The organism is Corynebacterium sp. HMSC062E11 (assembly GCF_001811845.1).
Lineage (GTDB): Bacteria > Actinomycetota > Actinomycetes > Mycobacteriales > Mycobacteriaceae > Corynebacterium > Corynebacterium hesseae.
On sequence record NZ_KV806804.1, the window covers coordinates 1 to 14,461 of the forward strand.

13 protein-coding genes are annotated in these 14,461 nt (G+C 58.1%); all 13 read right to left on the minus strand.

The window, feature by feature from the left end; all coding sequences use genetic code 11:
* Positions 1 to 319: 319 nt before the first annotated feature.
* The 13 genes from tyrS to argB all read right to left on the minus strand — a co-directional run bounded on the left by tyrS (position 320) and on the right by argB (position 14,443).
* Positions 320 to 1,579 (minus strand): tyrosine--tRNA ligase, encoded by a 1,260-nt coding sequence (gene tyrS / locus HMPREF2822_RS07460; RefSeq protein WP_070523122.1) that lies wholly within the window; start codon positions 1,577 to 1,579, stop codon positions 320 to 322.
* A gap of 75 nt (positions 1,580 to 1,654) precedes the next feature.
* The gene (locus HMPREF2822_RS07465; protein WP_070523125.1) at positions 1,655 to 1,843 is read right to left on the minus strand and encodes a Trm112 family protein; all 189 of its coding nucleotides are present in this window, start codon (positions 1,841 to 1,843) and stop codon (positions 1,655 to 1,657) included.
* Between the two features lie 11 nt (positions 1,844 to 1,854).
* A complete protein-coding gene (locus HMPREF2822_RS07470) occupies positions 1,855 to 2,454 on the minus strand; it encodes a hypothetical protein (protein ID WP_070523128.1) in 600 nt (199 codons plus the stop codon).
* 35 nt (positions 2,455 to 2,489) lie between these two features.
* Positions 2,490 to 4,058 carry a vWA domain-containing protein gene (locus tag HMPREF2822_RS07475; protein WP_070523133.1) on the minus strand — a complete coding sequence of 523 codons (1,569 nt, stop codon included), beginning with the start codon at positions 4,056 to 4,058 and terminating at the stop codon, positions 2,490 to 2,492.
* Positions 4,059 to 5,213 carry a hypothetical protein gene (locus tag HMPREF2822_RS07480; protein ID WP_070523136.1) on the minus strand — a complete coding sequence of 385 codons (1,155 nt, stop codon included), beginning with the start codon at positions 5,211 to 5,213 and terminating at the stop codon, positions 4,059 to 4,061.
* Between the two features lie 173 nt (positions 5,214 to 5,386).
* The gene (locus HMPREF2822_RS07485; protein ID WP_070523139.1) at positions 5,387 to 6,424 is read right to left on the minus strand and encodes an ornithine cyclodeaminase; all 1,038 of its coding nucleotides are present in this window, start codon (positions 6,422 to 6,424) and stop codon (positions 5,387 to 5,389) included.
* Between the two features lie 26 nt (positions 6,425 to 6,450).
* Positions 6,451 to 7,968, minus strand: a complete 1,518-nt coding sequence (locus HMPREF2822_RS07490) for an amino acid permease (protein ID WP_070523143.1) — start codon at positions 7,966 to 7,968, stop codon at positions 6,451 to 6,453.
* 213 nt (positions 7,969 to 8,181) lie between these two features.
* A complete protein-coding gene (argH, locus tag HMPREF2822_RS07495) occupies positions 8,182 to 9,606 on the minus strand; it encodes an argininosuccinate lyase (protein WP_010190047.1) in 1,425 nt (474 codons plus the stop codon).
* Between the two features lie 32 nt (positions 9,607 to 9,638).
* Positions 9,639 to 10,853 (minus strand): argininosuccinate synthase, encoded by a 1,215-nt coding sequence (locus HMPREF2822_RS07500; RefSeq protein WP_010190050.1) that lies wholly within the window; start codon positions 10,851 to 10,853, stop codon positions 9,639 to 9,641.
* A gap of 75 nt (positions 10,854 to 10,928) precedes the next feature.
* Entirely contained in the window at positions 10,929 to 11,414 is a 486-nt protein-coding gene (locus HMPREF2822_RS07505; RefSeq protein ID WP_010190051.1) for an arginine repressor, read from the minus strand.
* A 4-nt stretch (positions 11,415 to 11,418) separates the two neighbouring features.
* Positions 11,419 to 12,336, minus strand: a complete 918-nt coding sequence (gene argF, locus HMPREF2822_RS07510) for an ornithine carbamoyltransferase (protein WP_070523151.1) — start codon at positions 12,334 to 12,336, stop codon at positions 11,419 to 11,421.
* Complete coding sequence (locus tag HMPREF2822_RS07515) at positions 12,333 to 13,511, minus strand: acetylornithine transaminase (protein WP_070523154.1); 1,179 nt, start codon at positions 13,509 to 13,511, stop codon at positions 12,333 to 12,335. Before HMPREF2822_RS07515 ends, argF begins: the two co-directional genes overlap by 4 nt.
* Positions 13,508 to 14,443, minus strand: a complete 936-nt coding sequence (gene argB / locus HMPREF2822_RS07520; protein WP_070523157.1) for an acetylglutamate kinase — start codon at positions 14,441 to 14,443, stop codon at positions 13,508 to 13,510. Before argB ends, HMPREF2822_RS07515 begins: the two co-directional genes overlap by 4 nt.
* Between the last annotated feature and the right edge of the window lie 18 nt (positions 14,444 to 14,461).

Here is a 14,461-nt window from a genome sequence, read left to right on the forward strand (position 1 = left end):
CACTATTGAGTTCTCAAACATCGTTCGCACACTCAGCGCAATGAATCTTTATCATTCACCGTCTTGAGCGGCTGGAGTTCACACTCTAGTAAACAAGTTTAAACCTTGTCAACTGGGAGTTAATCTCCGTGTCACCAGCGTCTCGCGGCGACTTCGATAAATATACGCACACCCCCAACAAACAACAAATCCCCAGGTATTCATGCTTTTTCGAGCAGTTCTTATCCCGGTTGTGAATCGCAGGTCTAGAAAAACGACGAATCCCGCCGCACAAGGCGGCGGGATAGGCATGGTCTGCTCCGACTAAGAAGACCGGTTGTTAGCTGAGCTTGGCACCGGCGAAGTTCTTCTTTCCTCGTCGCAGAACAAGCCACGAACCGTGAAGCAGATCCGTAGCGTCCGGCTCCCACTCATCAGACTCAATGCGCTTGTTGTTGACGTACGCGCCACCTTCCTTGATGGTGCGTCGGGCAGCGCCCTTCGAATCGGCCAAGCCAGCGGCAACCAACAAATCAACAATGGTTCGCGGCTCCCCTGCGGAAATCTCTGCCACAGTGGTCTCAGACAAGGCACCAGCCAGGGTATTTTCGTCCAAATCAGTGAGCTCAGCTTTGCCGAACAGTGCCTGCGCTGCTAGCTCCACAGCCTTCGTAGCCTCTTCACCGTGCACCAATGTGGTCATCTCCTGGGCCAACCTGCGCTGCGCTTCACGACGGAATGGTTCGTCCGCGACCTTCTGTTCGTAGGAAGCAATCTCTTCCTGATCAAGGAAGGTGAACCAACGCAGGTAGTCGATGACCACAGAGTCGCCAGCGTTTAGGAAGTACTGGTACCACGCGTACGGGGACGTCTTCTCCGGATCCAACCACAGCTTTCCGCCACCGGTGGATTTACCGAACTTCTGCCCCTGGGCGTCCGTAACCAACGGAACGGTAAGGCCGTGAACCTTCGCACCGTTGACACGTCGGTTGAGATCCACGCCGGATACGATGTTGCCCCACTGGTCGCCACCGCCGATCTGCAGGACACAATTCAGCTCGTTATGCAGGTGCACGTAGTCGTTGGACTGAAGCAGCATGTAGGAGAACTCAGTGTACGAGATTCCGTCGGACTCCAAGCGACGCTTGACCGTGTCACGGTCCAGCATCGTATTCAAAGAAAAGTTCTTTCCCACGTCGCGCAGGAAGTCAATGACAGACATCTGAGAAGTCCAGTCCGCGTTGTTGACCATGGTCGCCGCGTTCTCACCCTCGAAGTCAATGAACTGGCGCAGCTGCTTCTTGATAGCCACCATATTCTCATTGATGGTCTCCTGCGAAAGCATGGAGCGCTCCCCCACATCCCGCGGGTCGCCGATTTGCCCCGTAGCGCCACCAGCGAGGGCGATTGGGTGATGCCCGGCCTTTTGAAAACGGCGCAGCATAATCATCGGCACCAAGTGGCCCGCGTGCAAGGAGTCACCCGTGGGGTCGAAACCGCAATATAGAGTGATGGGTTCCTCGCAAGCCGCGCGGAGGGCGTCGAGATCTGTGGACTGGTTAATGAGGCCGCGCCACTGCAGCTCATCAATGATGTTCATGGAGGCTCCTTTTACTTCGATTCCGGCTGGACGGGATAAGTGTTCGCAAAGACCACTAAATTCGCGGGATGCGTCTTAGGCATCGTCGTCAGTTGGCGGCCACGGTGTTGCGTGATCGGCCAGCATGACGGGAATACCGTTTTCAATGGGATAGGCCACCCCTAGCCGGTCATTGACCAGTACCTGTTCTTCTTCCAGGTAGTTCAGCGGGCCTTTGTCCTGCGGACACACCAAAATGTCGAGCAGCTTCGGATCAAGACTCATACCCGCCAACCCTACACCTCCTTGGAATCTGCAGAAGGAGTGGTCCCACCAAATTGCAGCTTCAGCGCCATGGAGTGATCCTGCAGGCCACGGACCGAGTTCTGGGCAATGGCGTCACGAATCTCCGTCATCTCTCGATTGAGTATCCCCAGCGCCTCAGTTACCTCTTTGACCGCTGCGGGCTCGTTGAGTTCCGTTACTTCTAAATAGGACTTCACCAAACTGCTCGAGTGCTCCTCAATCATGTCGCGGACAAGGGACTGCTGACTTGGGGCATCATCGAGCCTGTCCCAGTTGTTGAGCACCCACGTTGCCGAGGCGTCGAACTCCGTCCACGCGCGATCTACGGGCGCCGGAATGTCTCGGTGGTGCAGGCTGTAGCGAGTGCTCTTCAGGCTTGTGGTCAGCCGGTCCGCCTCAGACACCGGAGGGGCCGGAAGCTCCTTGCCCTGCCTCTCCGGCGGGATGAGAAATCCGGCTGCCGCGCCGCAGCTGGCCGCCACGATTGGCCAAAGGAATCCCAGGCCGCCGCCAGTGAGGAAGTGCAAGGCAGCGACGAGCACCGTCACTACAACTGCGGCAATTACCTTGCGAGGGGTTACGTCGTCCATGGATGCCTGCCTTCCTTGACAATGGAGAGGGTGATTTACTGATAAGCGCGAATTTCTTCGAAGGCCCCGGCCAGATCACCGTCGATGGCGTTGAAGGTTTTGCCGCCGGTGAGTTGGGCTAGCTCCTCCATCTCTTGAACATTGGCTTCACCGTACAAGATGACGAACACCGGGATATCCTTCTTGTCCGGTGGGAGCTGTTCATACGCCTCCTTAAACTGAGCAAAGGTTCGGCCGCGAGTGACCTCACCGTCGGTCATGAGCACCACGGTGCCAATATCGCCGTCGCCAGTGCTCAGCTCATCAAAGGCTTTAAGCACTGAGTCGAACGTGGCGGTTTCTCCGTCGGCCTGCAAATCCTCTACTCGATCCGCCAGTTCTTTGACCGAGCCCATGTTTTCGGTATCCATCACCGCGCGGGTCACTGGCTGAGGTTCGGACGAGTACGGCATGAGCTTGATTTGCTCGCGGTTACGGAAGGCAACCTGGCCTTGTTCTGCGGTATTGCCGTCCGCAGAGCCGTCGATAAGCGGGCGCAAGCTGCTCTTGAGAAGCTCGATACGCTCACCTTCCATAGAACCCGAGGTATCCAGCACAAGAGACGTGTTGCCGGGTTTGCGCAGCTCGTGGGCGAATGCGGCCTCCAGCGCCTGTGCAGTCTTCTCGTTAGCGGGATAAGGAAGCTCGAACATGGTGCCCGGCAGATCGGAATTGTCCACACGCAGGTGGTAGCTCTTCAGCAGCTGGGAAGAATCACGCAACCAATCAGCCAACGCCTGCACCTTAGCTTCTGCGTCATCGTCTGGGGAGCTATGAAGGGCCGTGAGTGGATAATCCGCGGAAATGACACCATCGGAAGGAATGACCACTTGTAGGTCTGCGCCTTCGTCCTGGAGCTGATAGAGCACGGATTCGTAGTTAATAATCGCGTCCGCTTGCTCCGGATGCTCGCGGAAGCGATCCGCCAACCACCCCGAGGAGCCAGAGGTGAGCGTCTGATTACCAAACAGGTCTTGGACCTTGTCCGAAGCCTTGTAGATATCCTCCTCCGTTAGCGCTCGGCCAGTGTCCGCGAAAGCGGTGGTGGCCGCAGACAAGGCGGAGAAACCCGAGTTCGACGTTGATGGGTCGGTCATCCCAAAGGTGATACCTGAATCTGAAATCTCCTGCCAGGTCGGCTGCGTGGTGTCCCATCCGTGCTTGCGTGCGATATCCTTATGCACGCCCAACGCCACAGGTGAGCGCGCGACGCTGAATTCCTTTCCCAACTTGCTATCGGCACCAATGATGCGGGCGTAGCGGTTGGTGGCGAACCACGTGGCGTCATAGTGACGGTCAAAGGTTCCTTGTTGCAGCGAACGGGAGTTCTCCAACGTGCCTGACTCCGTGGTCATGGTGATATCAAAGCCGAGCTCCTCGGAGGCCTGTTCCAGGACCGGCTCCAGCGGTGCAAGCTCCGTTGCGGCGACAATCTTCAGGTCACCGTCTTGCTCTTGCTCGCTTGAGGTTGAGTCGTCGAGCCAACTGTTTCCACTGACAGCGGAACAAGCAGCAAGAGTCATCATGCACGACACGGCGACGAATGCCTTCAGGGATCGCAACATTCACATCATCCTTTCCGGGAGTTCGTTTCCCGTGATTAATCCCAGCTCTTGCTGAATGGCTTCAAAGTCTTGCCAAGACGTGGGAGGTTGTTGAGTTGGCAGAGGGAGAGGGCTGTACTCCACGTCGGCGACCAGCTTGTCGAAGATGCTGGTCGGCTCCGTGCGGTATCCCTGCATCGCGGCAACACCTTGAATTGAACGGTCACTCACGGCGGCGGCGAAAGCCTCACCTTCCTCCGTTTGCGGGACGACGGTGGAGGTCAGCATTGCACCTGGGACGAGAGCTAAGGGAGTGTAGTCCTTGAGCTTCGTACTGCCCTCAGAATCTGATTGCTTTATAAGTTCGGCTACGTACTCGGCTTCGGTGGCCAACACCATGGGCATCTCGCCCTTCCCAAGACGCAGGTAGGTATCAAAAATTCCCTGCGTGCTAGCCTCTCCGTGTCCTTGACCGACGAGTAGTCGCTGCATGGCATCATCACCGCCTGCTCCTCCCCCGACGGAACGAATCAGGGCGGCATACTGCAGAGCTGCATTGGATTCGCGGAGGCTGGGAACCGCAACATCGACAACGCGAGGAGATCCAAAAGACGGGCTAATATCGCGCCAGCGTGTGCCTTCCTTTGACATCTCGTTCAATTTTGCAAGATCGAGGGACTTGTTACCGCCGTTGTCAACCACCAAGCCTTGAGATTCCATATCACCCACCAAATCCGTATAGACCAGTGCGATGAGTGGCGTAGAGAATGCAACCACCGAGCCGGGGTCGGCCCCAGTGATGGTCGTGAATTTATCTTTCGTCTCAGCAACACGTGCCGCGCCATCCACGACGGGCATGACGAAGTCATAGTCAGGGTCGGGCCTGCTAGCAATCTCTACCAAGTCCTGGGGCGAGAAAACGTCATACGCCACCGAGATGCCAACCTCTGCAAATACTTGTTGCTGCTCCGCGGCTTTAAAAAACTCCTCATCTTCCGGACTGATGGCACCCTTCACGTGGAGGAGGTCGCGATGCGAGGAGGGCGAACTGGGAAAGCTAAAGCTGGGCATCGAAATCCAGCCACGCCCCACGACCACGGAGACGATAGCGACAACCAGGAAGGCGAGGGCTACGATAACTGACTTCTTTCGTCCACCCGGCTGTGCGCTACTCATGACCTAAATCATAAAAGGCACTCCGCCATGGTGCTCGACTTACCGATCGCGCACCCCCGATGCAGTCCCCCGCTGCTGCTATCCGAAAGCGGTTGCCTTAATAAGAACTGCAGAGATCAATGCGGCCACAGCGGGACAGAGAAAAGGGCGGCGACTCTGTCCCGACCATTGGGCTAAAGAAGCGAGGGGACGTTCGCGACCAAAGAGAAGAGGTCCTTAGGGTCCTCCGGGTTGGCAATGATATCGATCTCTGACTCCAAGTCAGTGCCTCTTACAGAATCACGAAGGTAGCGAAGGGCAGAAAAGTCATTGATGGCGAATCCGACATCGTCGAAAAGCGTGATCTGGTCATCGCTTTCGCGGCCCGTCGCCTGCCCAGTAAGTACCTGGTAGAACTCGACCACTGGAAAGTCTGCCGGCTTCTGTTGAATCTCGCCCTCGATGCGCGTCTGTTCTGGGAACTCAACAAAGACCTTGGACTTGTCCAAGATTGAGCTCTCTAGCTCGGTCTTGCCCGGGCAGTCACCGCCGACCGCATTGAGGTGCACGCCAGGTGTGACGTGATGCTCGGCCAGGATTTGGTTCTGGGCTTTATCGGCCGTGCAGGTGGTGATGATGTCGGCGCCCTGTACGGCTTCATCAACACTTGAGCAAGCTGTGATGTTGAATCCCAATGGCTCCAAGTTTCGCTGGAACTTTTCTACTGCCTTCGGGTCAATGTCATAAATAGCGATGTCATCGATCCCCATTACACCGCGGAATGCAAGGGCCTGGAACTCTGACTGCGAGCCAGCCCCCACCATGGCCATACGCTTGGAGTCTTTTCTGGCTAGGTGCTTTGCCACCATGGCGGAGGTGGCCGCCGTGCGCAGTGCCGTAAGCAAAGTCATTTCGGCCTCGAACGTGGGGTAACCGTTGTCGACGTCAGCAAGCACGCCAAAAGCAGTTACCGTCTGAAAGCCACGTGCGGGGTTCGAAGGATGACCATTGACGTACTTGAAGGAGTACTCCTTGCCATTGGAGGTAGGCATGAGTTCGATGACGCCGAACGGGGTGTGAGAAGCCACGCGTGCGATTTTGTCGAATCGCTCCCATTCGCGGTAGTCCGCCTCAAGGTAGTCCACCATTCCGATAATGATGTTTTCTACTCCCTCACGCTGTATCCAGCGCGCCATATTCTCTACATCTACGAACTTGACAGCATGTTTCATTGCAATCTCCGATCTTGATTCTTGTATTAGTTCTTCGGGTGAAGGTCCGTCTGCGGCGCGGCTGGGAAGCGTGAGGTGGGAAGGTGCTTGGCCTTCCTCTCCGCCGCGATGGTGTAGATACGCTCACGCCAGGCAAACCACATGGCAGCGAACACCGGAATGAGAAGCAGCGTAGAGGCCAGAGCGAAGGTTCCGATTGGGTAGTCAAAAGCCATAAGGATAATGACCACCGCGATGAAGGCAAGCACAGACCAATCACCTGCTTGGCCGAAGGGCGAGCGATAATTTGGACGGGTATAGCGCCCCTTCTTTGCCAGGTGCACAAATTTGATGTGCGACATGGCCACGGCGGCCCACGACGCCAACGTGCCCAGCGCGGCCAGATTCAACACGATCTCGAAAGCCATCTCGGGCACCACATAGTTAAGAAACACACCAGCGAGACCGACGAAGGCGGCCATCACGATGCCTCCATAAGGAACGCCAGATTTGGACATGCGGGCACCGAATTTGGGCCCGGAGCCAGCAGTAGACATGTTGTACATGATGCGGCCCGTCGAATACAGACCGGCATTCAATGAGGAAATCGCAGCGGTGATTACCACCAGCTGGAAGATAGGCGCAGCATAACCTGCGCCAAGTGACTCAAAAAAGGTCACGAATGGCGATACTTCTGTGACGTAGGTGGTGCAGGGCAAAACCAGGGTCAGCAGCAGCACGCTGCCGAAATAAAAGACCACGATACGGAATAGAACACTATTCACCGCACGCGGAATATGCTTTTCGACGTCCTTTGTCTCACCCGACGTGGTACCTACCAACTCGATGCCTGCATAGGCAAAGACAACGCCCTGGATGACAATTACTGCAGGCAACAGGCCATTAGGAAGCCAACCACCGGCATCAGTAATAAGGCTGAACCCGGTTGGATCACCGTTGGGGTGGCCTAGTATGACCACACCGATCGCCACGACCATGAAGATGATCAGCGCAACGATCTTGATCATGGAGAACCAATACTCCAGTTCGCCAAAGATCTTCACCGAGAGCATGTTGAACAAAAGGATGCTACATACGACGCCGAGGGCGAGCAGCCACTGCGGAACCGCGTCCAACCACGAGGTATATTGCCCAAACCATTTGATGTAGATAGCCACCGCGGTACCATCCGCCACCAAGGTGGCTGCCCAATTTCCCCAGTAAAGCCAGCCCGTCACGAAGGCAGTCTTTTCACCGTAGAACTCACGCGCATAAGAGACGAAGGAACCCGAACTCGGGCGATACACGATGAGTTCGCCGAGCGAGCGCAGAATGATGTAGCCGAAGAATCCACACACCAAGTACAAGACGGCGAGGAACGGTCCCGCCGTTTGTAGGCGCCCGCCGGTGCCGAGCAGCAACCCGGTGCCCATGGCAGAGCCAATGGCAATCATCTGCAGCTGACGGTTGCTCATCCCCTTCTGGAGACCGTGGTCTTCCGAAGCATAGACCGCTTTCTCTTTCTCATGAGACTCCGTGTTGGGCGGCCGAAGTGTTTCAGTCATAAGGAAAATAGTCCTTTCCGAATCCGGAACGCGATGGAGCTTCGCATTCCCTAAGGAAACGTTATAGGAACCTTATGAGACACACCTCACGTGTACCCCCGTTTTGTGGTGCACGACAACTATGTGCAGTGGAAAAGAGCGCTCTGCGTCACCCCCACATAAGAAAAGAACCGCATGGTCATAAGGACCATGCGGTTTAAGAAGCTGGCGGGTTTAGCGCAGCGGAATCTGCGCCCATTCGCGCGCGCCACGAGCACGCTCGCGAACCTTTTCGCGCTGTTCCACCACGCGGATACCGGCGGTGCCGCCCTTAGTGGAGCGCGACGCCACTGCCCCATCAATGGTCAGCACCTCGCGAACCTCTGGGAGCAGGCGCTTGTCGACGCCCGCCAATTCCTCATCAGTGAGATCCACCAGGTCAACGCCGCGGGACTCTGCAATCTGCACGCACGCACCGGAGGCCTCATGAGCCTCGCGGAAAGGAACGCCTTGGCGCACCATCCACTCAGCCAGATCAGTGGCCAAAGTGAAACCGCGCGGTGCGAGCTCGCGCATGCGATCTTCGTGGAAGGTCAGGGTTTCGACCAATCCGGTCATCGCCGGCAGCAAGAGGTTCAACTGCGCCACCGAGTCGACGATGGGCTCCTTATCCTCCTGCAGATCACGGTTGTAGGCCAAGGGCTGCGCCTTAAGCGTTGCCAGCAGCCCGGTAAGGTTGCCGATGAGCCGGCCGGTCTTGCCGCGGGTCAACTCCGGTACGTCCGGGTTCTTCTTCTGCGGCATGATCGACGAGCCCGTGGACCAGGCATCATCCAAGGTGACGTAGCCATACTCTGGAGTACACCAGTAGATGATCTCCTCGGATAGGCGCGACATGTCCACGGCAATCTGGGTAAGGACGAAGGCCGTTTCGGAAGCAAAGTCCCGTGCTGCCGTGCCATCCAGAGAGTTCTCTGCGGAGGAGTCGAAACCGAGCTCCTCGGCGATAGCCTCCGGGTCCAAGTGCAGCGAGGAACCAGCGAGTGCACCCGAGCCATAAGGAGACACGGCTAAGCGCTTGTCCAGATCCTGGAGGCGCTCAATATCACGCAGCAACGGCTGGGCGTGTGCGAGCAGCTCGTGCGCTAGCAGAACTGGCTGCGCTGCTTGGGAGTGGGTCTTGCCCGGCATGATGGCATCCGGGTGAGCCTCGGCCTGATCAGCCAGGGCTTCCACTAAGTCGGTGACTTGGAGCGCGATATCGCGGATGGCGTCACGAATCCACATCCGGAACAGGGTGGCTACCTGGTCGTTGCGGGAACGTCCAGCGCGCAGGCGTCCACCAACCTCGGGGCCAACAATGTCGATGAGCCCGCGCTCCATCGCGCCGTGGACGTCCTCGTCTGTCGGCAGCGGGGTGAATTCACCAGAAGCAACCTTCTCCCCTAATTCGCTCAGGCCGTTGAGCATGGTGTCCAGGTCGGCGTCGGACAGCAGTCCAGCCTTGTGCAGGACCTTAGCGTGGGCCTTGGAGGCCAGCACATCATAGGGGGCGAGGACCCAGTCGAAGTGGGTGGATACGGACAGGGCAAACATCGCCTCGGAAGGGCCGCCCGAAAAGCGGCCTCCCCACAACGCGCCCTCGTTAGTCTTGTGCATCGTTTCCTTATCTTGACCTTGGCTGTGCTGGTTTACTTGCCTGTGGGGAAACCGCCGTCGCGGTCACGCTGGTTGGAGATCTGCGTCGACAGACCGTGCAGCTGGACAAAGCCCTTGGCCGCAGTCTGATCGAAGGTATCACCGGTGTCATAGGTGGCCAGGTCGAAGGAGTACAACGACTGGCCAGAGCGACGGCCATTGACGGTGGCGGTGCCGGCATGCAGAACCATGCGAATATCGCCGGTGACGTTCTCTTGGGTGGACTCGGTGAAAGCATCCAGGGAGCGCTTCAGCGGCGAGAACCAGAGACCATCGTAGACCTCCTCGGACCAGCGGGCGTCCGTGAGGCGCTTGTAGCGGGCCAGCTCACGCTCCACGGTGACATCTTCCAGCGCCTCGTGGGCCTTGATGAGCACCATGGCGCCAGGAGCTTCGTAGACCTCGCGGGACTTGATGCCCACCAGGCGGTCCTCCACCATGTCGAGACGGCCAATGCCCTGTGCACCAGCGCGGCGGTTGAGCTCCTCGATGGCCTGAAGGACGGTCACCGGCTTGCCGTCGATCGCAGTAGGAACACCCTTATCAAAGGTGATGGTCACCTCGTCCGGGGCATTGCCCAAGTCCGGCTGCTCGGTATAAGCGTAGAGGTCCTTTGTCGGCGGGTTCCACAGATCTTCCAGGAAGCCGGTCTCGACCGCACGGCCCCACACGTTCTGGTCAATCGAAAACGGGGACGCAGCGGACTGCTCGATCGGAAGGTTGATTTCCTCAGCGAAGGCAATGGCCTTATCGCGGGTCCAGGCGTAGTCACGCGCCGGCGCAATGATTTCCAGTGCCGGATCCAATGCGCGGAAGGAGACCTCGAAACGCACCTGATCGTTACCCTTGCCCGTGCAGCCGTGCGAAACATGGGTACCACCGTGGGCCTGAGCGGCCTCTACAAGGTGCTTGACGATGAGCGGGCGCGAGATAGCAGACACCAGCGGGTACTGCTTCATGTACATGCCGTTCGCCTTGATGGTGGGCAAGCAGTACTCTTCTGCGAACTCATCTTTTGCGTCGACAACGATGGACTCGACAGCACCGCAGTCGAGAGCACGCTGGCGCACAGATTCCATATCCTCGCCGCCCTGACCAAGGTCAAGGGACACAGCGATAACCTCGCCGCCGGTCATCTTGGCCAAGTAGGGAATGGCGACGGAAGTATCCAGACCGCCAGAGTAGGCAAGCACAACGCGTGCAGTCATAGTAGTTTGCTCCTTTAAGACAGACAGGTGCTAAAAATTGAACTGATTTATATTATACAGACTTACGTATAAATGTTAAATGCCGCGGCTGGTGAGCTTTTCTGCAAGCTCACGGCCTCCTAGTCCTTCACGCGCTAGGACAAAGATGGTGTCATCGCCTGCAATACAACCCACCACATCTGGCAGGCCCACACGATCAATGAAGGATGCTAGGTACTGGGCAGCGCCCGCGGGCGTGCGGAGCATCGCGATATTGCCGGAGAAATCGTGGGAGACCACGAGTTCATCGAGCATGCGGCGCAGCTTCTCGCGCGGACCGTTGAGCTGGTCTTCGAATTGCTCCAACTCGCCGCCCACCACGTAGAAGGACCGGCCACCATCGCGTTTTACTTTCTTGGCGCCCAGCTCATCGAGGTCACGCGACAAGGTGGCTTGCGTGATGTCGATTCCCTCATCGAGCAAGAGCTCGGAGAGCTGGACTTGGCTCGTGACCCGTGTGCGGTCAAGAATCTCCAAGATCTTTGCTTGGCGGGCATTGCGCGTCGTTGGGGTTGTCGTCATTCGCTTAGTTCTCCTCCTGAGCTGCAAGAAGCCACACGAGCAGCGCCTTCTGTGCATGGAGACGGTTCTCCGCCTCGTCAAAGACACGGGACTGTGGTCCGTCAATCACCTCAGCAGTCACTTCGTTGCCGCGGTAGGCCGGTAAGCAGTGCAGGAAGATCGCTTCTTCCTTGGCACGGGACATAACCTCTGGGGTGACCTGGTAAGGCAGGAACGGGGTGCGACGGTCCTTGCCGTCATCTTCCTGCCCCATGGAAACCCACGTGTCGGTGATAACAACGTCGGCGCCGTCGACGGCCTCGAGAGAATCAGTCACGGTCACCGTGCCGCGCTTCCGGGCACGTTCCACAAACTCCGGCTGCGGCTGGAAACCTTCCGGCGCAATGATCGTCATCTCCATGCCCGCGGTGGCAAAGCCCAACATATAGGAGTTGGCCATGTTGTTGTTGCCATCACCCAGGTAGACGGCCTTGCGGCCAGCCAGGTCACCGAAATTCTCGCGGCAGGTCACCAAATCCGCCAGGATCTGGCACGGGTGCAGGTCATCGGACAGAGCGTTGACGATGGGTACCGTCGCGGTTTCAGCCATCTCTAGCAGGTTTTGGTGCGCGTAGGTGCGCCAGACAATTGCCTCGACAAACCGGGAGAGAACAGCAGCGGTGTCCTGGTACGTCTCGCCTTTGCCCATCTGCGTGGACTTTGTCTCCGTGACGATGGCGTGCCCGCCCAGGTGAGCAATTCCCGCCTCGAAGGAGAATCGCGTGCGCGTCGACGTCTTGTCAAAAAGAACCGCGACCGACTTCGGGCCCTCCAGCGGACGCTCGGAGAAGGGGTCCCTCTTCAGCTTCAAGGCAAGGTCCAAGACCTCTGCCTGTTCCTCCGCTGTGAGGTCGTCATCTGCCAAGAAATGGCGCACGCTCATCCTATTTCCTCCAGTACCTTATGCAGGCGATCGATTGCTTGCGTGAGTTCTTCATCGGTGATCACTAGCGGCGGGGTCAAGCGCATGACCTCGCTGCTTGGGGCGTTGAGGATGAGACCGTGGTCCAAGCCTGCAGCCACAACGTCCTTAGCCACCGATTTATTTAATACAACTCCTAGCATAAGCCCTCGGCCACGCACAGACTGCACAGCCGGAGATTTAGCTAGCTCGGCGCGTAGCCACTCCCCCTTACGGGCGACGTCGGCGAGGAAGGGGGCGTCGACAAGCTCCAGCACCGTCGCTGCCGCCGCACAGGAAACGGGATTGCCGCCGAAGGTCGTGCCGTGGGAACCCGGGGTGAAGAGATCCTTTGCCTGACCACGGGCAATGGTGGCGCCGATCGGCATACCCGCGCCCAAGCCCTTAGCCATGGTGATGACGTCAGGAAGAACGCCCTCATGCTGGAAAGCGAAGAAATCACCGGTGCGCCCCACACCAGTTTGCACCTCATCGACAATCATGAGGATCCCGTGCTTGGTACAGAGCTCCCGCACGGCGCGCAGGAATCCATCGGGCGCGGGTATCACACCAGTCTCCCCCTGAATGGGCTCCAAGATGATGGCGGCGGTATCCTCCGGGTTCTGTTCCACCAAGGTGGTCAAGTAGTCAATGTCGCCGTAGGTATAGAACTCCACTCCGCCTGGGAAAGGTTCGAAGGCCTTGCGCTTGGCAGGTTGCCCGGTCATAGCGAGAGAGCCCATCGTCCTGCCATGGAAACCGTAGTGCGCGGCGAGGATGCGGCGGCGGCCGGTCAAGCGCGCCAGCTTAAAGGCAGCCTCATTGGCTTCCGCTCCGGAGTTGGAGAAGAAGACACGGGCGTCGCTATCCCCCACCTTCTCCAGGAGTTTGCCCGCAGCCTCGACGACGGGTTTGCTGGCAAAGAGGTTGGAGACATGCCCAACGGTCGCCACCTGAGCGCTGACCGCCTCGACGATGGCCGGGTGGGCATAGCCCAGCGAGTTCACAGCAATGCCGGCGAGCATATCGATGTATTCTTTACCGTCTTCATCGGTCACCGTGGCGCCCTTGCCGGACACGATGGCCACGGGTGGGGTGCCGTAGGTGTTGCTTAACACCTCTCCCCACCGTTGCGTCAGTGTGGTCTGCGCGGTCATTTCTTATCGTCCTTCCTAAAGATCGTGCCTTCTGGGTAGTCCTCACGGTTGTAATCATTGGGCAGCACCATCGTGCCGATGCCGCCCGTAGTGAGCAGCTCTAGTAGCACGGCGTGGGCGATACGCCCGTCGATGACGTGGGCGGCGCTCACATCTCCCTCGACAGCCATAAGGCAGGACTCCATCTTCGGAATCATGCCCGAATCCAGGCCTGGGAGCAGGGCTTTGAGTTTGTCGACCTCAATTTTCGACACCAGTGAATCGCGATTGGGCCAGTCGGTGTACAGGCCCTCCACATTGGTGAGGATGACAAGGCGCTCAGCACCCAGTGCTCGTGCCAATGCACCGGCTGCGATATCCGCGTTGATGTTGTAGACCTCGCCGTCATTTCCGGGAGCGATAGTCGAGACCACTGGAATGCGTCCAGCCTCGATGATGTCCATGACGGCGGAGGGATCGACGCTGACGATGTCTCCCACCATGCCGATATCGGTGGGCTCGCCGTCGACGTCGACAAACCGCTTGCGGGCTTTAAACAGACCCGCGTCCTCACCGGAGGTTCCCACGGCGTAGGGACCGTGGGAGTTGATGAGATTCACCAGACCGCGACCCACCTGGCCGAAAAGAACCATGCGAACCACATCCATGATTTCCGGGGTGGTCACGCGGAAACCGCCCTTGAATTCTCCTTCAATGCCCAGCTTGCCCAGCATCTCATTGATCTGCGGGCCCCCGCCGTGCACCACCACGGGCTTAGCGCCCACGGTGCGCAGGAAAACCATGTCGGCGGCGAAGGCGGCCTTGAGCGAGTCATCCACCATCGCGTTGCCACCGTACTTCACGACGACGATCTTGTCGCGGTAGTGCTGCAGCCACGGCAAGGCTTCCGCGAGCACAGTAGCGCGGTCTACATTGCTGAGTCCCTGAATCATCTTTCCTCCCTGTTTCTC